Annotated in this window: 17 protein-coding genes; all 17 read right to left on the bottom strand. The window is 40.1% G+C overall.

Features of this window, described 5'->3' with window-relative positions; translation table 11 throughout:
• Positions 1 to 169: 169 nt before the first annotated feature.
• Positions 170 to 1396 (bottom strand): M16 family metallopeptidase, encoded by a 1227-nt coding sequence (locus AKG34_RS06695; protein ID WP_053345370.1) that lies wholly within the window; start codon positions 1394 to 1396, stop codon positions 170 to 172.
• A gap of 46 nt (positions 1397 to 1442) precedes the next feature.
• Positions 1443 to 2402, bottom strand: a complete 960-nt coding sequence (locus tag AKG34_RS06690) for a polysaccharide deacetylase family protein (protein ID WP_053345369.1) — start codon at positions 2400 to 2402, stop codon at positions 1443 to 1445.
• A 155-nt stretch (positions 2403 to 2557) separates the two neighbouring features.
• A complete protein-coding gene (gene pnp, locus AKG34_RS06685; protein ID WP_053345368.1) occupies positions 2558 to 4675 on the bottom strand; it encodes a polyribonucleotide nucleotidyltransferase in 2118 nt (705 codons plus the stop codon).
• 319 nt (positions 4676 to 4994) lie between these two features.
• Positions 4995 to 5264 carry a 30S ribosomal protein S15 gene (rpsO, locus tag AKG34_RS06680; RefSeq protein ID WP_053345367.1) on the bottom strand — a complete coding sequence of 90 codons (270 nt, stop codon included), beginning with the start codon at positions 5262 to 5264 and terminating at the stop codon, positions 4995 to 4997.
• Between the two features lie 146 nt (positions 5265 to 5410).
• On the bottom strand, positions 5411 to 6361 hold the full coding sequence (gene ribF / locus AKG34_RS06675) for a bifunctional riboflavin kinase/FAD synthetase (protein WP_053345366.1): 951 nt from the start codon (positions 6359 to 6361) through the stop codon (positions 5411 to 5413).
• Between the two features lie 33 nt (positions 6362 to 6394).
• Positions 6395 to 7315, bottom strand: a complete 921-nt coding sequence (gene truB, locus AKG34_RS06670; protein WP_053345365.1) for a tRNA pseudouridine(55) synthase TruB — start codon at positions 7313 to 7315, stop codon at positions 6395 to 6397.
• A 180-nt stretch (positions 7316 to 7495) separates the two neighbouring features.
• Positions 7496 to 7861 carry a 30S ribosome-binding factor RbfA gene (gene rbfA, locus AKG34_RS06665; protein ID WP_053345364.1) on the bottom strand — a complete coding sequence of 122 codons (366 nt, stop codon included), beginning with the start codon at positions 7859 to 7861 and terminating at the stop codon, positions 7496 to 7498.
• A gap of 17 nt (positions 7862 to 7878) precedes the next feature.
• On the bottom strand, positions 7879 to 8160 hold the full coding sequence (locus tag AKG34_RS06660) for a DUF503 domain-containing protein (RefSeq protein WP_053345363.1): 282 nt from the start codon (positions 8158 to 8160) through the stop codon (positions 7879 to 7881).
• The gene (gene infB, locus AKG34_RS06655; protein ID WP_053345362.1) at positions 8157 to 10319 is read right to left on the bottom strand and encodes a translation initiation factor IF-2; all 2163 of its coding nucleotides are present in this window, start codon (positions 10317 to 10319) and stop codon (positions 8157 to 8159) included. The genes AKG34_RS06660 and infB overlap by 4 nt, the downstream gene beginning before the upstream one ends.
• A gap of 19 nt (positions 10320 to 10338) precedes the next feature.
• Entirely contained in the window at positions 10339 to 10644 is a 306-nt protein-coding gene (locus AKG34_RS06650) for a YlxQ family RNA-binding protein (protein WP_053345361.1), read from the bottom strand.
• 4 nt (positions 10645 to 10648) lie between these two features.
• On the bottom strand, positions 10649 to 10924 hold the full coding sequence (rnpM, locus tag AKG34_RS06645; RefSeq protein ID WP_053345360.1) for an RNase P modulator RnpM: 276 nt from the start codon (positions 10922 to 10924) through the stop codon (positions 10649 to 10651).
• A gap of 18 nt (positions 10925 to 10942) precedes the next feature.
• A complete protein-coding gene (gene nusA, locus AKG34_RS06640) occupies positions 10943 to 12073 on the bottom strand; it encodes a transcription termination factor NusA (protein ID WP_053345359.1) in 1131 nt (376 codons plus the stop codon).
• A 42-nt stretch (positions 12074 to 12115) separates the two neighbouring features.
• On the bottom strand, positions 12116 to 12589 hold the full coding sequence (rimP, locus tag AKG34_RS06635) for a ribosome maturation factor RimP (protein WP_053345358.1): 474 nt from the start codon (positions 12587 to 12589) through the stop codon (positions 12116 to 12118).
• Positions 12590 to 12781: 192 nt separating this feature from the next.
• Complete coding sequence (locus AKG34_RS06630) at positions 12782 to 17104, bottom strand: PolC-type DNA polymerase III (protein WP_053345357.1); 4323 nt, start codon at positions 17102 to 17104, stop codon at positions 12782 to 12784.
• Positions 17105 to 17275: 171 nt separating this feature from the next.
• Positions 17276 to 18976, bottom strand: coding sequence for a proline--tRNA ligase (locus tag AKG34_RS06625; RefSeq protein ID WP_053345356.1), 1701 nt, complete (start codon positions 18974 to 18976; stop codon positions 17276 to 17278).
• Between the two features lie 281 nt (positions 18977 to 19257).
• Positions 19258 to 20526, bottom strand: a complete 1269-nt coding sequence (rseP, locus tag AKG34_RS06620; RefSeq protein WP_053345355.1) for an RIP metalloprotease RseP — start codon at positions 20524 to 20526, stop codon at positions 19258 to 19260.
• A gap of 7 nt (positions 20527 to 20533) precedes the next feature.
• Positions 20534 to 21694 (bottom strand): 1-deoxy-D-xylulose-5-phosphate reductoisomerase, encoded by a 1161-nt coding sequence (dxr, locus tag AKG34_RS06615; protein ID WP_053345354.1) that lies wholly within the window; start codon positions 21692 to 21694, stop codon positions 20534 to 20536.
• Between the last annotated feature and the right edge of the window lie 3 nt (positions 21695 to 21697).

Raw genomic sequence — 21697 nt, 5'->3', positions numbered from 1 at the left:
AGCTCCCCCTTTTTTCACCTTCTATTCAATCTATATCCGAAAAAGGTGAACTTAGAAGGCATTTATCTAAAAATTGTACTTACCGAAGAGTCCTTGTATTTTCAAAAATCTTTTTTAAAAAAAAGCCTGCTCTTCTATATAATAAACAGAAGTTCAGGCTTGTGAATTTTTATTTGTCCCAATTTTCCAGCGGGCTCACCAATGATAAGGAATGTTCCTTGAAGATTTGGTTTGCCATTTCATTGACGCTATTCTCTGTCACTTCATCAATCTTGATAATGATATCATCAAGAGAACGGTGCTCACCCAGCATAAGCTCATTTTTCCCGTTACGGCTCATGCGGCTGTTCGTGCTTTCAAGGCTTAGCATTAAGCTTCCTTTAAGTTGCTCTTTACTATTGCGCAATTCCTTTTCCGTGATACCGTCTTTTTTAAGTGTATCCAGTGTTTCCTGAATGGTTTCATACAAACTATCAAGCTGACTTGTGCCTGTCCCTCCATACACTGTCACCAAACCTGTATCCTGGTAGCTGGAATGGTAAGAGTAGACAGAATATGCAAGACCGCGTTGTTCCCTAACGTCCTGGAATAGACGGCTACTCATGCTTCCACCAAGAATATTATTCAAGGTAATCAAGCTGTATGTTTTGTCATTACCAATTTCTAACCCTTTAAAACCAAGGCAAAGATGGGCTTGCTCAGTTTCTTTTTTACGCGTGATTCTATTTTCATGGAATGCCGGCTTCACCAATTCAAGACGCTCTTCCCCTCCTTGGTACGAGCCAAAGTAGCTTTCGACTTCTTGAATCAATTTTTCATCCACATTTCCTGCAATGGATACGACGACTTTATCAGGCGTGTACATATCGTGAACATATTTCTTTAATGTCTCACTATTGAATGTTTCAAGTGTACTTTCTGTACCTAGTATTGGATAGCCAAGGGGATGATTTTCGTATACCGCCTTGCTTAAGAGATCATGGACAATATCATCAGGTGTATCTTCATACATTTTAATCTCTTCGTAGACGACATTTTTTTCTTTTTTCAATTCTTCCTCATCAAAAGTGGAGTTGAAGAACATATCAGCAAGGATTTCAAGCGCATAGCTAGCATGGTTATCCATAACTTTTGCATAATAGCATGTGTACTCTTTTGAAGTAAATGCATTCACTTGTCCGCCAATACTGTCAAAAGACTCGGCAATTTCACGTGCATTCCTCGTAGTTGTTCCTTTGAAAAACATATGTTCAAGGAAATGGGATACCCCATTCAATTCTGGTGTTTCATTTCGTGAACCTGTTTTGATCCATACTCCAATTGCTGCTGAACGTACTGTTGGAATATTTTCTAATACAATTCTTACTCCATTTTGACAAGTGTATTTCTTAATCAACTAACATTCCTCCCAATCATTCTATGCTGCTATCGTAACCATAACGTTATGGATTCAACCGCTCTTCATCTACTGCTTCTGAAACGGTAACAACATCTAAGTCTTTCTTTTCTATATTAATAATTAACGTTTCCAATGATTTCGCGGTAGATTCTGTAGGATGCATTAAAATAAATGCTCCCGGGTGAACCTTAGAAAGCACCCTTTGTTGAAGTACTTCAGGACTTGGTTTTTGCCAGTCAATCGTATCCACACTCCACATAACAGTCTTTAAACCGAGAGAATCCGCGATTTTTACCGTTTCATCTCGGTAGCTTCCGCTTGGAGGGGCGAACCATTTCATCTTCACACCTGTCACCGCTTCAATGACTTCATTCGTTTTACGAATTTCCTCACGTGTAGCCTGAGAGGAAATATTTTGCATATTCGGATGTGAATAGGAGTGGTTTCCGATTTCGTGTCCCCCACCCTTAATCATCTTCGCCAATTCTGGGTTCTTCTTAGTCCAATTACCTTCAAGGAAAAATGTTGCCTTGACATTATGTTTTTTTAACACAGCCAACATATCCTGTAAGTATTCATTACCCCAGGCCACATTGATTAAAAATGATACGACTGGCTTTTCCGGATGGGCCCGGTAAATCGGAGCCGGGTCGAGATCCTTTAAATGAATCTTTGCTGGAACTTGTTGATATACCAGTTTATCCTTATCGAATCCGCCCTCCTTCTTCATAGCTTTATACGAATCATCAATATTTACCTTTAGGCCATTATATGCAGGAACGGTTTTCCAAACCGAATCTATTCGTGCATCCTGTGGTGCAATCTCATATTTTTTTGTTGATTCTTTTATTTGTAAAAGAAGCTCATCTTCCTGCTTCATTGACGCAACTGAATGATCTGTTAATTGGGTCAAATAAATATGTGTATATGGATTTTGCACTAATAACCATGATATACCTGCAATGGCACTTATCGCAACTATCTGCTTCCATTTATTATTCATTTTTTACGCCCCCTTCATACAAAAATGTATGAAGAAAACGGACAAGGTAGAACATTACATACTTTTATTGCGAATTTCCATATATAACGATGAATCCTTTAAAACAAAAAAGCATGCAGATTCACTAGGAACCGCATGCCGAATTTTCATTTCTATTATGACTGAGAAGGATTAGCTGCCTCTTTTTGTTCTTTAAGGACCGCTTTACGGGAAAGGTTAACCCTTCCTTGCTTATCAATCTCAGTAACTTTAACTAATAGCTCATCGCCAAGTGAAACGACATCTTCCACTTTACCGACTCTTTCTTCAGCCAGTTCAGAAATATGGACCAAACCATCTTTACCATTGAAGATTTCAACGAACGCTCCGAATTTTTCAATACGTTTAACTTTACCTAAGTATAGTTCGCCTACAACGACTTCACGCACGATATCTTCGATAATTTTCTTCGCTTTTTGAATCATTGCTTCATCTGTAGAAGAAATGAATACCGTTCCATCTTGTTCGATATCAATTTTCACGCCAGTTTCTTCAATGATTTTATTGATATGTTTACCGCTCGGTCCAATGACATCACGGATTTTGTCTGGATTAATAGACATTGTAACGATTTTCGGAGCATATTTAGATAATTGCTCACGCGGTTGATTGATTGTTGCCATCATTGATTCCAAAATGTGCATCCGGCCATGTTTAGCTTGAAGTAATGCTTCTTCAAGAATTTCTCTTGAAAGACCCTCAATTTTAATATCCATTTGAAGGGCTGTAACACCTTTTGACGTTCCAGCAACTTTAAAGTCCATGTCTCCTAGATGATCTTCCATGCCTTGAATATCTGTTAAGATTGTGTAGTGCTCACCTGTTTTAACAAGACCCATTGCAATACCTGCAACTGGAGCTTTCAACGGAACACCAGCATCCATCATTGCTAGCGTACTTGCACAGATACTTGCTTGCGATGTTGAGCCATTAGATTCAAGAACTTCAGACACAAGTCTAATTGTATAAGGGAAGTCTTTATCATTCGGTATAACCGGTTCTAATGCTCTTTCACCAAGTGCACCATGTCCGATTTCACGACGTCCTGCACCACGAATCGGGCCTGTTTCACCAACACTGAAATGAGGGAAGTTATAATGATGCATGAAACGTTTCGACTCTTCGGTTCCAAGACCGTCCAAAATCTGTACATCGCCAAGGGCACCTAATGTACAGATAGAAAGTGCTTGAGTTTGTCCACGTGTGAACAAACCAGAACCGTGTGTACGAGGCAGAATAGTTACTTCAGATGATAATGGTCTAATCTCATCCGGGTTACGGCCATCTGGACGTACCTTTTCTTCCGTAATTAAACGACGGACTTCTGATTTAACCAATTTATTTAGGATTTCTTTGATTTGTTTTAGTTTAGCTTCATCAGTTTCTTCCTCATAATGAGCCAACACGCGATCTTTTACTTCTTTAATAGCATCTTCACGAGCATGTTTTTCCTGAACTTGTACAGCTTTGTTAAGGTCTGATTCACAATGACCTTTTACTTCTGCTTCTAGTTCTGCATCCACTTGGTATAGAGCGATTTGTAGCTTTTCCTTGCCGATTTCAGCAACAATTTTCTCTTGGAATGCAATAACCTTCTTGATTTCGTCATGACCAAACATAATTGCTTCAAGCATAGTTTCTTCTGGTACTTCATTTGCCCCAGCTTCAACCATGTTGATAGCATCTTTCGTACCGGCAACTGTCAAGTTAATGTCGCTTTTTGCAAGTTGGTCAACAGTAGGGTTAATAATGAATTCATTATTAATTCTTCCGACTACAACTCCAGCAATTGGACCTTCAAACGGAATATCGGAAACTGAAAGTGCAAGGGATGAACCAAGCATCGCTGCCATTTCAGAAGAACAATCTTGATCAACACTCATAACCATACTGATAATTTGAACATCGTTCCGGAAGCCATCTGCAAATAGCGGACGGATCGGACGGTCAATTAGTCGGCTTGCTAAAATTGCTCTTTCACTCGGTCTGCCTTCACGTTTGATAAAGCCACCTGGAATTTTACCGACTGCATACAGTCTTTCTTCGTAGTTGACTGTCAAAGGGAAGAAGTCGACATTTCTAGGTTCCTTTGAAGCTGTTGCTGTACTTAATACAGCTGTTTCTCCATAACGGACTAAAACTGCTCCGTTCGCTTGTTTGGCCAATTGGCCAATCTCTACCGTTACATTACGGCCGGCCCAGTCAAATGAATACGTATGTTTTTCCTGTCCCATTTATTAAACCCCTCTCTGAATCTTCACTTAGAGGCTTAGTTTACCTAAACCTGTATTGGATTAAATCATTATATGTGAAAGTAACTGAACTCAAGTTAAAACCAAACTATTCCTATTATGCACGAAAAAAACAAGCATTAACAGTAAAATGAATAAAATTTTCATTCATTCAATTATGTATATCCTAATCATTTATAAATAGAAAAAGACCCGGCTCCTGCCGAGTCCCAAGGACGAAGGCTTAGCCTAAAAATAGAACACGTCCAAATCATTTGATTAACATCAAAAAAGCGGGAAATTTCCCGCCTTCCTGAAAAAATTATCTACGTAGACCTAATTTGTTAATTAGTGTACGGTAACGAGTAACGTCTTTGTTACGTAGGTAAGTTAAAAGATTACGACGTTTACCTACCATTTTAAGAAGACCGCGACGTGAATGGTGGTCTTTTTTATGTGTGCGTAAGTGACCGTTCAAGTTGTTGATTTCTTCTGTTAATACTGCGATTTGAACTTCTGGAGATCCAGTGTCAGTATCGTGAGTTCTGAACTCAGCGATAAGTTCGTTTTTGCGTACTTGTGTAATAGCCATGTTATTATTCCTCCTAAAATTCTGTAAAATCACCTATTACCGAGCCAGCGTCGGAGTCTCGACTAGCCAAGCAATGGTTATTTTCATACATACAATAGAATACATGTTTTTCATTAAAATTGCAAGTATTGTCTATTGCTAACCGTTTATACTTTCAGTTTTGAAAAATAAGCTAACGCATTTTGCTTATCAGTTTCAATCTGTGCGACTAACGCTTCAAGTCCAGAAAATTTCTGCTCACTTCTCAACCTAGTATGCCATTCAACCGAAACTTGATTGCCATAAATATCACCCGAGAACTCCAAAGCATGAACCTCTACGGTTGGATACTTCGGCTTTTCTTCATGGAACGTAGGTTTATAACCGACATTACAAACCCCATTATACCATTGGCCGTTTATTTTAATCTTGACAGCATATACCCCAGCAGCTGGGAATATATAATCGTCACTTACTTCAATATTAGCAGTGGGGAAACCCAACTTCCTGCCTCGTTTTTCACCATGAACGACATGCCCTTTCGTTAAATAACGGCGGCCTGCCAAATGATAAAAGTCGTAAAAGTTACCGTTACTAAGTGTTTCTCTGATTCTGGTCGAACTTACCTTTTCATCTTCAAGTGTTTGTTTCGCAACAACCGTCTGCGTAAACCTTCCTTGTGCGTATACAGGCAAATCTTCCATCGATCCTTGACCGTAGCGGCCATATGAATAGTCAAAGCCGGCTACAACGTGACGAACATTCAGCCCGACAATATATTCGTCAACGAACTGTTCCGGTAACACCGAAGCAAATTCCTTGCTGAAATGAACGATAAACAGATAATCTATCTCCATCGATTCTATGATATCTATTTTATCTTCGAGTGGTGTAATATAGCGAATATTTTCCGTTTTCCTCCCCAATACTGCGGAAGGATGCGGGTCAAATGTCATGACTGCTGACTTAAGATTCATTTCATCGGCTTTTTGCTTGGCAGTTTGAATAACAATTTGATGCCCTTTATGTATGCCATCAAAAAATCCAAGCGCCATTACAAGCTCCGGAAAATCATCCGAATTAAATTGATGAGGATGCTCTATTGCGATCACTTTCACCTTTCAATCTCCTCTTTCCGACGGCAAAACGGTCTATAATTCTTGTGCCAAAACTTTTACAGGTTTAATTAATCCCTCTTTTGTCGGATGTATTTGATAAATGGCAATAGCCTTATCAGATGGATCAACCATTACAAAAGGCTGACCTTTCTCAACAACAACATCCTTAGCCTGTTCCAATACCGCACCGTTAAGTACTTTCTTTGCTACTTTATCACTAATCTGAATTTTGGGCAAATGAAATAATCCTCGCTCTAAGGGCAGCAGAAACTCATCTGTTTGTCCGGTTTCCATGAATGCTTCCACCTCAGCGAATGTCAGACAGTCTTCAAGCTTAAAACCAGCTGATTCAATCCGCGTTAGGTCTGACATATGTGCTGGAAATCCCAATTTTTCACCTATCATGACAGCAAGCGTTCTAATATATGTTCCTTTACTGCACTTAACACGAAAACGGAAAGAAATGGTTTCTCCTTTGAATTCAGAACGTTCATCGAGAAGGGTGATTTCGTAAATGGTAACCTCCCGTGTCGGTCGCTCCACTTCGATTCCGGCCCGAGCGTATTCATATAACTTTTTCCCGTTTACCTTAACAGCTGAAAACATCGGCGGAGTCTGTTCAATTTTTCCTGTTAATGATTCTAAAACTTCAAGAATTTGTTCACGCTGAATCACTTGAGTAATCCTTTTTTCAGCTACCTTATCACCGCTTGCATCTTCCGTTGTCGTTGAAAAACCGAGGGTCACTTCCCCTTCATACGCTTTACCTGCTTCTGTCAAATATTCGGCGACTTTTGTTGCCCTACCGATACAAATCGGTAAAACCCCTGTGACATCTGGATCTAAAGTGCCTGTATGCCCAACCTTTTTTGTTTTTAAAATCTTCCTTAATTTAAAAACACAATCATGGGATGTCAATCCCTTTGGTTTCCATAATGGTAGAATACCGTTCACACTTTCACCTCATTTTCTAAAAGCGGAAGCACCTCTGTCAGCTTGCACAAACAATATGAACTTAAATTCGAAAGGTGTCTTTTGCTTTTTGCTACGTTTTCCTGTCATTTTAAAAAAAAGAGATCGACTCCAAGAAGTGCAAAGCACTTATTGAGTCGACCTCCTTTTACTGCTTGCTTATTATTCGTCTTTTCCAGCCGGTTTTTCCTCTGAATTAATTTGTGAAATTAACGATTCGATTCGATTTCCGTAATCAACCGATTCATCAAATTCAAAAAACAGTTCCGGGGTTTTGCGAAGACGGATTCTTTGCCCAATTTCTGAACGCATAAATCCTTTTGCCTTTGCAAGGCCTTGAAGAGTTTTTTCCCGTTGTTCCTGATCACCCAACACGGAAATATAAACAGTTGCCTGTTGTAGATCGCCTGTAACGTCAACATCTGTTACTGTTACAAATCCGATTCTTGGATCTTTAATTTTCCGGCCGATAATTTCACTCAGCTCTTTTTTCATTTGTTCGCCAACACGATTTGCACGAAGGCTCATAATATCACCTCGCTAGCCTAAAGCCAGTCTATATCTGTTATTGTTCGCTCTATTTCCGGAAAAGAATCTAGAAATTTAAGGGCATTTTGAAGTTCTCTCTCAGTAGCCTTCCTTGAAGATGAAACGGTTACGATAGAAATCTTTGTTCGTTGCCATAGATCCTGAAAATCCGTTTCTGCTACCGATATATTGAACTTCTGTTTAAGCCGTGTCATAACACGCTGCAAAACGGCTCGTTTTTCTTTCAAAGAATGGGTGTCATAGATGATGCACTCACATTGGACAGAGCCAACGATCATTTACGCTCTATCTCTTCCATTACATAAGCTTCAATTACGTCGCCTTCTTTAAGGTCATTGTAATTTTTAATGGTAATACCGCACTCATAGTTCGTTGCCACTTCTTTTACATCATCTTTAAAACGTTTCAATGCATCAATTTCACCTTCGTAAATGACGACACCTTCACGAATTAAGCGAATGCCGCTATCACGTGTGATTTTTCCTTCTGTAACATAAGAACCAGCGATCGTACCAACTTTAGATACTTTGAAAGTCGTACGAACTTCAGCCTGACCGATAATTTTTTCTTCAAATTCAGGGTCAAGCATCCCTTTCATAGCCGACTCGATCTCTTCGATAGCTTTATAAATGATACGGTGAAGGCGGACATCAACATTTTCTGATTCAGCCGCACGCTTCGCATTCACATCAGGACGGACGTTAAATCCGATGACGATTGCATTAGAAGCAGTAGCTAGGATAATGTCAGACTCTGTAATAGCCCCGACGCCAGTGTGAATAATTTTCACTTTTGCGCCTTCTACTTCTATTTTATTCAGGGAAGCGGCAACTGCTTCAGCAGAACCTTGAACATCCGCTTTTAAGATGATGTTCAATTCTTTAATTTCCCCTTCTTTCATTTGCTCGAACAATGTATCAAGCGTTACACGAGATTTTTCATTACGTTGTGAAGCAAGCTGTCTTTGCGCACGAACTTCCCCAACTTGACGGGCTGTTTTTTCATCTTCAAAGACGATGAAACGGTCCCCTGCCTGTGGAACTTCATTTAAACCAGTGATTTCAACCGGTGTGGAAGGACCTGCATCCTTAACACGACGGCCAAGGTCATTAAGCATTGCACGAACACGGCCGAATGTATTACCAATAACGATTGGATCTCCGACTTTCAACGTTCCGTTTTGAACAAGCAACGTTGCTACAGATCCGCGTCCTTTATCCAAACGTGCTTCGATAACCGTTCCGTTTGCTTTCCGGCTTGGATTTGCTTTATATTCTTCTACTTCACTAACTAGTAGAATCATTTCCAACAAGCTATCGATTCCTTCACCTTTTTTAGCTGAAATAGGTACGAAAATTGTATCCCCGCCCCATGCTTCAGAAACTAAACCGTGCTCTGTCAATTCTTGCATAACGCGGTCTGGATTAGCGGCTTCTTTATCCATTTTATTAACAGCGACGATAATTGGAACTTCTGCTGCTTTAGCATGGTTAATCGCTTCAACCGTTTGAGGCATAACACCATCATCCGCTGCTACAACTAGGATTGTGATATCTGTAACCTGAGCTCCACGAGCACGCATTGTTGTAAACGCAGCATGTCCTGGTGTATCAAGGAAAGTAATTTTTTTGTCGTTAACTTTAACTTGATAAGCACCGATATGCTGAGTGATTCCGCCTGCTTCGCCTTCTGTTACTTTCGTATGACGAATAGAATCAAGCAATGTCGTTTTACCATGGTCAACGTGTCCCATGATCGTTACAACAGCCGGGCGTTCAATCAAATCTTCAGAAGCATCTTCAGTCACTAATGACTCAAGGTCAGTTAGGTCAACACGAATCTCTTCTTCAGCCAATACACCGTATTCCGCACAGATTAATTCAATAGCATCTTTATCTAATGTTTGGTTAATTGTAGCCATCACACCAAGCATGAAAAGCTTTTTAATGATTTCAGACGGTTCACGGTGAATTTTTTTACCAAGTTCCATAACAGTCAAAGACTCATAAAACGTAATTTTCTCTGGAAGTTCTCTTTCTTTACGTTTAGTAACAGGAGCTTGCGGTGCTTGTTGTCTTTGTTTATTATTTTTATTTCGGTTATTTCTACCTCTACTAAACTGTCCCTGTCCTGCTGGTTTTTTCGTACCTACAGGTTTAACTGGCGGTTTTTTCTTTAGCTTTTCTTTATTAACCGTACTCTTCTCATCTGCTTCTGCTTCGTATTTTGCTACCGTAGCGTTAGCTTTTGGTTCAGCAGCTGGGCTTTTATCTTCGCTTTTAGGCTTAATTGAATCGTTTAATTTATTTACAGTTGAATCGTCTAATGCTGTCATATGGTTTGTTACCTCTATATTCATTTCTTTAAGTTTAGTTATTACTTCCTTGCTTGAAACGTTCTTTTGTTTTGCATATTCATATACACGCAATTTTGTCATACGTTCACCCCCGTAAAATTTAATCGAGCAGCGTTCGGAGTTTTTGTGCAAAACCTTCATCCAGAACTGCGACGGCAACTCTAGCTTCCTTACCAATCGCATTGCCGAGCATAGACCTGCTTTCGACTCTTTTTAAAGGAACCTGATAAAATGCGCACTTATCAGATATTTTTTTTTCAGTGTTTTTTGAAGCGTCCGCGGATAAAATAACAACTTTGGCATTACCGCTTCTAATCTCTTTAACCACTAATTCTTCACCCGAAATTAGCTTGCGTGCTCGATTGGCCAAACCTAATAGAGACATCCATTGTTGTTGTTGGGTCATGGTGTTAGTATTTCTCCTTATTCACTAATTCAAGCAATTGTTCATAAAGGGAGGAATCGATTTGGGTACTAAGGTGATTAGCCAGCACATTTTTCTTTTTGGCCAGCTCGATAACATCCCGATCAAGAGTCAAATAAGCTCCCCTTCCCGATTTTTTTCCGGTCGGATCAAGGCTGACTTCCCCTTCTTTAGATCGAACGATACGTATGAGTTCTTTCTTCGGCTTCATTTCGCCTGTAGCCACACATTTACGCATCGGGATTTTTTTTCGGCTATTCATCTTTTTTCACCTCTAAATTTACTCGTTATCCTCTTCGAAATCTATATCCTCTTCATTCACATAGCTATCCCTGCTTAAAAGGAATTCCTGTTCTTCAACCGGGTAAATACCCGCTTCACGGGCTTCTGTTTCACTCTTGATATCAATTTTCCAACCAGTAAGTTTGGCAGCTAAGCGAGCATTTTGTCCACGCTTACCAATTGCAAGTGAAAGCTGATAGTCCGGAACGATTACAGTTGTCGCCTTTTCTTCTTCTTTTACGATAACTTCAAGTACTTTTGAAGGGCTTAAAGCATTCGCAACAAAGATAACCGGATTTTCGGACCATTTAACGATATCGATTTTTTCACCTTTTAATTCATTGACGATGGCCTGGACACGTTGTCCTTTTTGGCCTACGCAGGAACCGACCGGATCGACTTCTTCGTTTTCAGAGTGCACGGAGATTTTTGAACGGTCACCTGCTTCACGAGCAACTGACTTAATTTCTACTGTTCCATCAAAAATTTCAGGCACTTCGATTTCGAATAAACGTTTTAAAAGTCCAGGATGTGAACGGGATACAAAAATTTGCGGCCCCTTGGACGTCTTTTCAACTTTTGTGATAAAAACTTTAATACGATCATGAGGTTTATACTGCTCATTTGGCATTTGTTCATTGACTGGAAGCAATGCTTCGATTTTACCTAGACTCACATAGATAAATCGAGAATCCTGACGTTGAACAATCCCTGTCATGATATCCTCTTCGCGATCAATGAATTCAGCATAAATGATGCCGCGCTCTGCTTCACGCACTCTTTGAGTAACAACTTGCTTCGCTGTTTGTGCAGCAATGCGGCCGAAATCTTTTGGCGTTACTTCCATTTCGACAATATCCTCTAGCTGGTAGTTGGGATCAATCGCTCTTGCTTCTTCAACAGAAATTTCCAGACGTGAATCGAATACTTCATCTACAACGTCTTTTCTGGCAAATACACGCATTGTTCCTTTACCAAGATTCAAATCGATACGCACATTTTGCGCTTGGTTAAAGTTACGACGATATGCCGATATAAGAGCAGCCTCAATCGCGTCGATTAAAACTTCCCTGGAAATTCCTTTTTCGTTTTCTAAAATATAGAGAGCATCCAATAACTCATTGCCCATGGTGATCCCCCTTACGGATATTTAATTATTGATTTTCTTGACTTAAGAGAAGGTAATCGCCAATCTTGCTTTAGCTACCTTTTCGTATGGAATGACGATTGTTTTCTTTCTTGTCTTGATTTTGATTTCAAGCGTCACTTCGTTCCCATCGAAGCTGGTTAAGATTCCTTCAAATTCTTTTTCATCTAAAATGGGCTCGTATGTTTTTATGTAAACATTTTTACCGATAGCATTAAGGAAATCTTTCTCTTTTTTCAGAGGCCTTTCAGCTCCGGGAGATGAAACTTCGAGAAAATAAATTTGTGGAATTGGATCAACTTCATCAAGCTTTTCACTGAGCTTTTCACTCGCTTTTCCGCAATCTTCAAGATCTACGCCTGTTTCTTTATCAATGTAAACTCGAAGGAACCAGCTTTTACCTTCCTTCACATACTCCACTTCAACTAATTCAAGCTGCAATTCTTCAAGAATTGGTAATGCTAATTCTTCTACAACTTCCGTTACCTTTTTACTCATTTGTTTCCTCCATACGTGCGTTGTATGCGCTTGGTTTCGGATTCAAAATAAATGGTCAATACAACACGAAAGAGTGGGTTTCCCCACTCTTGCCATTGGTTCCTCTTAGTATTTCCAATAAAAATATACCATAATCAAGATATTTATGCAAATATCATGTCTGTTTCTTCCTTTTTATCATCAGCTTCTCTTTTAAAATAAAGATAACTGATTTTGTTCAGGCAGAGACTCTAGACAGCCTTGTTTATCAAGGTATTCAAGAATCGTCTTGGATACTTTCCCTCGCTGTTGTAGGTCTTCTTTCGAGAGGAATTCTCCATTCTTACGTGCATTAACGATATTGATGGCCGCATTTGTTCCAAGACCTGGTATTGAATTGAATGGTGGAATCAACGTGTTACCTTCAATTATGAATTGGTCTGCACTAGATTTATACAAATCCACCTTAGCAAAGCTGTATCCGCGTTCACACATTTCTAAGGCAAGTTCAAGAACCGTCAATGTATTCTTTTCCTTAGTAGAAGCATCCAATCCTTTTACATTGATTTCTTCAATCTTAGTTTTGATCGCCTGAGATCCCCGCGTCATCGCATCGATTTCAAAATCATCGGCACGAACTGTGAAATAAGCGGCATAATATAATAAAGGTAAATGCACTTTAAAATAAGCAATCCGGACAGCCATTAAAACATAGGCTGCAGCATGGGCTTTCGGGAACATGTATTTAATCTTTTTACATGAATCGATATACCATTCCGGCACCTCATTTTTTCTCATTTCTGCTTCGAATTCCTCAGATAGCCCTTTCCCTTTACGTACTGATTCCATAATTTTAAACGCCAGGGAAGGATCGAGCCCTTGATAAATCAGATAGACCATAATATCATCCCGACAACCGATAACTTCGCTAAGTGTACATATTCGGTTGTGAATTAACTCCTGAGCATTACTCAACCATACATCGGTACCATGAGATAATCCGGATATCTGGACAAGCTCGGAAAATGTGGTAGGTTTCGTGTCTTCAAGCATCTGCCTAACAAAACGCGTACCAAATTCGGGAATACCGAGCGTTCCAGTTTTACACATAATTTGATCTTCGGTTACTCCTAATGATTCGGTACTGCTGAATATTTTCATTACTTCAGGATCGTCTGTCGGAACCGTTTTTGGATCGATACCGCTCAAATCCTGAAGCATCCTGATTACAGTCGGATCATCGTGACCAAGAATATCAAGTTTTAATATATTATCGTGAATTGAATGGAAATCAAAGTGAGTCGTTTTCCACTCGGAAGTTCGGTCATCCGCTGGGAACTGAATAGGTGTGAAATCATAAATATCCATGTAATCCGGAACAACGATGATTCCACCTGGATGCTGTCCAGTAGTCCGTTTTACTCCTGTACATCCAGCAACAAGACGGTCAGTCTCAGCGCCCCGCATATGGATATTATTGTCGGTAGAATAACCTTTTACATAGCCATACGCCGTTTTTTCAGCTACTGTACCAATCGTTCCAGCGCGGTAAACATACTCTTCTCCAAACAAGACCTTAGTATAGTTATGGGCCTTCGGCTGATATTCACCGGAAAAGTTCAAGTCAATATCAGGAACCTTATCCCCTTTAAAGCCAAGGAAGGTTTCAAACGGGATATCATGTCCGTCTTTTGTATAAGCAATGCCGCAATCTGGACAGTCTTTATCTGGCAGGTCAAATCCAGAACCCACAGAACCGTCATTGAAGAATTCCGATTTTTTACACGTTGGACACACATAATGCGGCGGCAGCGGGTTAACCTCAGTAATTTCAGTCATCGTTGCAACGAACGAAGATCCCACCGACCCCCGTGATCCTACGAGATAGCCATCATTCAAAGATTTTTTAACTAGTTTGTGAGAAATCAAATAAATAACGGCAAATCCATGGCCAATGATGCTTTTCAGTTCTTTTTCAAGACGGGCCTCTACGATTTCCGGCAGGTTCTCTCCGTATATCTTCCTTGCCATGCCGTAACTCATCTCACGCATCTCTTCTTCTGCACCTTCAATTTTAGGCGTGTATAACTCATCCTTGATAGGCTTGATTTCATCTATCATATCAGCGATTTTATTCGTGTTAGTTACCACGACTTCTTTGGCTTTCTCAGAACCAAGGAATGAGAAGGCCCTCAGCATTTCATCAGTTGTCCGGAAATGTACATCCGGCAGCTTATGACGATTCAGCGGGTTCGCTCCACCTTGTGAATTCACAAGGATTTTACGGTAAATTTTGTCGTTTGGGTCCAAATAATGAACATTCCCTGTGGCAACGACAGGCTTATCCAATTTCTCACCAAGCTTGACGATATTTGTGATGATTGTTTCTAACGATTTATCATCCCTGATATATTCAAGCTCAATCAAATGCTGGTATACTTCCTTCGGATGAATTTCAAGATAATCGTAAAATTCAGCGATATCTATGACTTCCTCAAAACCCTTTTGCATCATCCCTTCAAAAACTTCCCCTTTATCACATCCGGATCCAACGAGAATTCCTTCACGATACTTTTTAAGTTGGGAACGCGGTAACCGAGGTACACGATAATAATAATCAATATGTGATATCGAAATTAATTTAAAAAGGTTTTTTAAACCAGCCTGTGTTTGCGCAATCAGCGTACAATGGGACGGACGGGAACGCTGATAAGCATTTCCTTTCCCCATATTGTCATTTAGCTGATCATGATGGGTAATGTCTTTTTCCATCGCATCCTTTAGTATCTTCAACATAAGGTAGCCTGTAGCTTCGGCATCATATATGGCCCTATGATGCTGGGTCAAATCGATATCGAACTTTTTACATAATGTATTTAAACGATGGTTTTTAAACTCCGGATATAAAAATCGGGCTAGTTCCAATGTGTCCAGAACTGGGTTCGCTGCCTTAGGATATCCCATGTTTTTATAACCTATATTCAAAAAGCCCATATCAAATGTCGCGTTATGAGCAACGAGTATGGCATCTCCTGCCCAATTCCTGAACTTTTCGAGTACTTCCGAGACTTCCGGAGCATTTTCTACAAGATCATCAGTGATTCCCGTCAAATCTATGGTCGTATTGGATAACGGATGATGAGGATTCGCAAATGACTCGAATCGATCAATAATGTCCCCGTCACGAATTTTTACTGCAGCAAATTCAATTATCGTATCATAAACGGCAGACAGTCCTGTCGTTTCTACATCAAACACGACATAGGTGGCATCAGCCAATGCAATATGCGCCTCATTATAGACAACCGGCACGCCGTCGTTTACAAGATTCACTTCGACGCCGTAAAGAATTTTAATGTCATTCTTTTTCCCAGCACTATAAGCTTCAGGGAATGATTGGGCACCTGCATGATCCGTGATGGCAACAGCCTTATGCCCCCACTTGGCTGCCTGGGCAATAAGGGCAGAAGTCGGTGTCACCGCATCCATAGAACTCATCGGAGTATGCATATGCAGTTCGACCCGCTTTTCCCCTTCAGGAGCCTTGTCCTGTCGACCCTGTTTAGAAATTTCATTTATATCATTTGCAATCATAACCAAATCCCGTACAAATGTATCATTTTGAATGCTACCTTGAGCACGTACCCACATTCCCTTTTTCACACGGGCAAGAATTGCGGCATCTTCTTTATCACGTGAAAACATTTTGACTAATATTGAGCTGGTATAATCCGTGACTTTGAACGTCAGTAAGCTACGGCCACTACGAAGCTCTCGGACTTCCGCATCAAATACGAAGCCCTCAATTGCAATTCTCCGCTCTTCATCGATAATCTGTTCAATTCTGCGGAAATCAGCATCTTCTTTAATCGTATAACCAATCTTAACAGGTCCTTCGTAGACGCCATCGTCTCCACCTTTTTCCGATTCTTTCTTCTGCATTTCCACTAGGGCAGCAAGCCCCTTTTCCGCGTCTTCCTTTTGTTTCTCTTCTAAAAACTTCTGATAATCAGGATTCGAAACTGTTTCCTTTACTTCCGCATCAAGAGTCAGTGGAGGGAAACCAAACGTTTGATAGATATTCGAAATGAGTCCAGAGTATTTTCGTTTCAACTGACCGGCCTCAGTATCATTTCGTGCACTTACGATAATTTTATATCCATTTACTGTAGGCTCTTGCTCATTTAGTAGTGACAATAGAGCTGGAGACATGCCTTGAAGCTCGCCTATGCAGTTTTTCCAATACTCTTTAACTAATTGTTCGGTCACTTGCGGGTTAGCTACATTCAAAGTGAATGAGACCTTCGCAATATGGGCGAAGGTACTTGCTAATTGAGTAGCAAGTCTTGTATGAACACTGCAAGGAATTAACGCAGGTATATTAAAGGCAAAATGCCATGTTTTGGACTCTCTCTCAATTGAGAGCTTATCAATTTCGGCACCAATGAAAAAGTTCACAAAGGCATCCTCAGTCAAGTCCATCTGCTGGAGCAAGAGTTGAAATCTCTCTCTACCGCTATTTGGATTTTGATCCATTTCCTCTCTCCCCTTATCTACTATCTCTTAAGATTTTATTCATTATTATTTCCACTCTAATATCAGTGGTTATTATAACATAACACGTACCTTTCACGAGTATCTAAATGTAGGAAAAGGAAAAGCATCATTCAATTGAATGATGCCTCCCTTCGCTATTTTTCAAAATAATTATCCTAATATTTCGCGAAGTTTTTGAGTTAGTTCAGCTCTTTCAATTTCAAGAACCTCACCAGTTTTACGGATTTTCACTTCGACAATTCCCTCTGAAGCCTTTTTACCGACTGTTACACGGACAGGAAGTCCAATTAAGTCTGAATCAGCAAATTTAACACCGGCACGTTCTTGACGATCATCCATCAGAACGTCAAAGCCTTGTGTTTTAAAATCATTATACAATTCTTCTGAAAGTGCAGACTGCGCTTCATCCTTCATATTAATTGGGATCAAATGAACTTGGTATGGCGCTAAGTTCACTGGCCAAACCAATCCTTTTTCATCGTTGAATTGCTCAGCTACAGCTGCAAGTGTGCGAGATACACCAATTCCGTAACAACCCATGATCATCGGCTGTGATCGTCCATTTTCATCAAGGTAGGTCGCGTTCATCGCTTCGGAATATTTTGTCCCCAGCTTGAATACGTGACCAACTTCAATCCCTTTAGCAAATTGAATTTTTCCGTTTCCATCCGGTGATAGGTCACCCTCTTGAATAAAACGAAGATCCAAATAATTGGCTACATTAAAATCACGGTCTGGATTTACATTCACATAATGGTAGTCTTCATCATTTGCACCACAAATTCCATTGACCATTACTTCGATAGCAACATCCGCAATCACTTCTACGTCAGAAGTGACATTGATTGGTCCAAGAGAACCAATTGCACAGCCCAAAACATCTTTCGTCTCGATTGGATCTGCCATTTCTACGACTGATGCGTTATAGAAATTCTTCAACTTAATATCATTGACTTCATGATCACCGCGCACCAATACGAGCACAAATTTTTCATCCACTTTAAACAACAACGATTTAATCAACTTCGTAGCATCCGTTTTTAAGAATGTTGCTACTTCCTCGATTGTTTTTTGCCCAGGTGTATGAATTTTTTCAAGTGCACCCTGTGCTTCTGAACTTTTTTCATAGTTCACACTTACTGGTGCCATTTCAATATTAGCTGCATAATCAGACGTATCTGAATAGGCAATTGTATCTTCCCCTATTTCAGATAGGACCATGAATTCATGTGTATCTTTTCCACCCATCGCTCCTGAATCGGCAATGACCGCACGGAAATTAAGACCGCAGCGGCTAAATACATTTGCATACGCCGCATATAATTTTTTATAAACAGCATCAAGGCTTTCTTGATTAGCATGGAAAGAATAAGCATCTTTCATGATAAATTCACGTCCACGCAACAATCCAAAGCGCGGCCTCTGTTCGTCACGGAATTTTGTTTGAATTTGGTATACTGTTAAAGGAAGACGCTTGTAAGACTTCACTTCATCACGAACTAGGCTTGTAATCACTTCTTCATGTGTGGCACCAAGCGCAAATTCACGGTTGTTGCGGTCCTTCAAACGCATCAACTCTGGACCATATGTATACCAACGTCCAGATTCCTGCCAGAATTCCGCTTGTTGTAAAGCAGGCATTAAAAGCTCAACTGCACCAGCATTATCCATCTCTTCCCGAACGATGGCTTCAACCTTTTGAAGCACTTTTTTCCCAAGCGGCATGAAACTATATACCCCACTGGAATTTTGTCTCATAAATCCTGCACGTAATAATAGCTGATGACTTTTAATTTCTGCATCTGCAGGTACTTCTCTCAATGTAGGGATTAACGTCATACTTTGTTTCATATCTGCACCTCTTCAATAATTCCTTTAAATTAAACTGCCGCCACGGATAATTACATCCCGTAGCTTTTATACGGTCATATAATACAAAAAAAGACTTTCTGAGATATTCAGAAAAGCTGATTTAATATACTCATTCTCGATTATACTTACGATTTCCTTAGAAAACAAACTATTTCCCCAAAACGTTTAAAAAACTTAAGAAAATGGTGATTTCCATTCCCATGATTAGAAACAGCCAACAGATAATTCTGCTGGCCTGTAATACCTTATTCGAACATGTTTTATAAGAAGAATCGCTGGATGTCATTCCAAGTAACGACAATCATTAACAACATCAGCAATGCAAACCCGATAAAGTGAACCATTCCTTCTTTTTGGCGGTCAATTGGTTTTCCTCTTAAGAATTCTACCACGAAGAATAGCAGTCTTCCTCCATCCAACGCTGGTAATGGAAGAAGGTTCATAATTCCTAGGTTAATGCTGAGCAGTCCTGCCCATTTCATCAACGTGAATATACCTTGTTTTGCAACTTCTTCTGTGGATTTATAGATTCCTACAGGGCCTGATAGACTGTCGATCGTAAACCCGCCCGTTACAAGGTCACCAAGAATAATAAAGATCTGTTTTGTCCAAAAATATGTTTCGGTAAAACCGTATTGTATTGCTTTAATCGGTGCTTTTTCAACTGGAGGATAGACACCAATAATTCCAATTTTCTTGCCATCTCTCTTCACTTCTTGAGGAACAACGGGTACTTCTAATGTTTTCCCGTCCCTATCAACGACAAATTCTATTTCTTGTCCAGGGTTTTTTTGTATGCTTTCCTGAACATCTCCCCAAGATGAGACTTCTGTTCCCTCAATCGATTGAATAACATCTCCAGATTTTAACCCGGCATTTATAGCCGAACCATCTGCAGTCAGTTCACCGAGTTTTGCTTCATCCACAACAACCCCTTGAAACAAACCAATCAACACAAAAATAACAAACGCCAAAACAAAGTTCATCGCTGGCCCAGCTACAATCGTTAGGAAGCGGTGTCCTAGCGACTTTGAGGCAAATTGTCGGTCATAAGGTGCAATCTGATTTTCTACACCATTTTCAACGATTACCGCTTCTTTATGAATGGTAAAGGTTTTTAACGTATCTTCCTCTCCCTCTTCATAACCTGTAAGAATCAGTTTGTGATCAAGGTCGATCACTTCTACTTCAACAAGCCGGATATCAGGATATTTATCTTTATTGTTCAAAATGATTTTTGTAACATACTCTTCATTATCAAAAATTAATCCTACGCGATAACCCGGCTTTAGCTCAATATTTTCAGCATCTTCGCCAGCCATACGCACATACCCACCTAGAGGAAGCAGGCGAATCGTATAAACGGTTTCCTTCTTTTTATACGTGAATACTTTTGGTCCGAAACCGATTGCGAACTCACGGCATAAAATTCCGGCACGCTTTGCAAACACTAAGTGTCCAAGCTCATGGAAAAATACAAGAGCACCGAAAATGATAATGAACGCTATAATCGTTTCTAAAGTCTGCATGTTCCGGTCACCTATCTTTCACTAAAGATTCTATATACTGCCTTGTCATTAAATCTACTTCCTGAATGGTTTCTAAATCCGGAAGTGTTATGACAGAATGCTGATTCAGCGCTTTTTCAATCAAAGTCTCAATTTCCAGGAATGATACCTTTCCAGATAAAAATGCAGCTACTGCTGCTTCATTGGCTGCATTCAACACGGTTGTCATTGTTCCGCCCATTTTACCTGCTTTATAGGCAAATTGCAAACAAGGATATCTGGTGAAATCCATATCGCTAAAATGAAGTTTTCCTGCATCAGCCAAGTTCAGACGTTTACGCCCCACGAGTGGTAGACGGTCAGGATAAGTAAGGGCATATTGAATCGGTACGCGCATATCTGGTGTGCCCAGTTGGGCAATCACACTAGAATCATGAAATTCAACCATGGAGTGGATGATACTCTCCCTATGTAACAATACATCAATTTTATCGTATGAAAGATCGAAAAGCCAGTGGGCCTCAATTACTTCCAACCCCTTATTCATCATCGAAGCTGAATCTATCGTAATTTTAGCGCCCATCGACCAGTTCGGATGATTTAGCGCCTCTTCCACCGTAACACCTTTCAATTCTTCTCGGGTACGATCCCGGAAGCTGCCGCCTGATGCAGTAATGACTAGACGTTCGATATTCTTTTCCTTTTCGCCCTGTAACGCCTGGAAAATCGCTGAATGCTCACTATCAACAGGGAGTAATCTAACTCCAGCTTTTTTAGCTTCATTTATGACCAAATGACCTGCAGTCACTAATGTCTCCTTATTAGCGATTGCAATATCCTTTTTAGCCTTGATTGCCTGCAAAGTTGGATAGAGTCCTACGCTTCCGATGACGGCATTGACTAATATTGTAGCTTGATCATAAACAGCAACAGCGGTCAGTCCTTCATCTCCGTACATGAACTCGATATCTTTTTTGCTGAAGAATTCACTTTTTAAAAGATGATAATCCTCTTTAGTCTGTACTGAAACAAGTTTCGGTTCAAACTCTTGTATGTAAGTTCTGACCAATTCTATATTTTTCCCAGCTGAAAGCGCCACTATTTTGAATTGATCAGGATGAGCCCTCACTACATCCGCTGTTTGTTGGCCAATCGAACCTGTTGCACCCAAAAGGCTGATATATTTCAAATT

Origin of the sequence: Peribacillus butanolivorans (assembly GCF_001273755.1) — a bacterium.
Classification (GTDB): Bacteria; Bacillota; Bacilli; order Bacillales; family DSM-1321; genus Peribacillus; species Peribacillus butanolivorans.
Note: the sequence above shows the minus strand (reverse complement) of the source record. Positions and strands in the feature narration are given on the sequence as shown.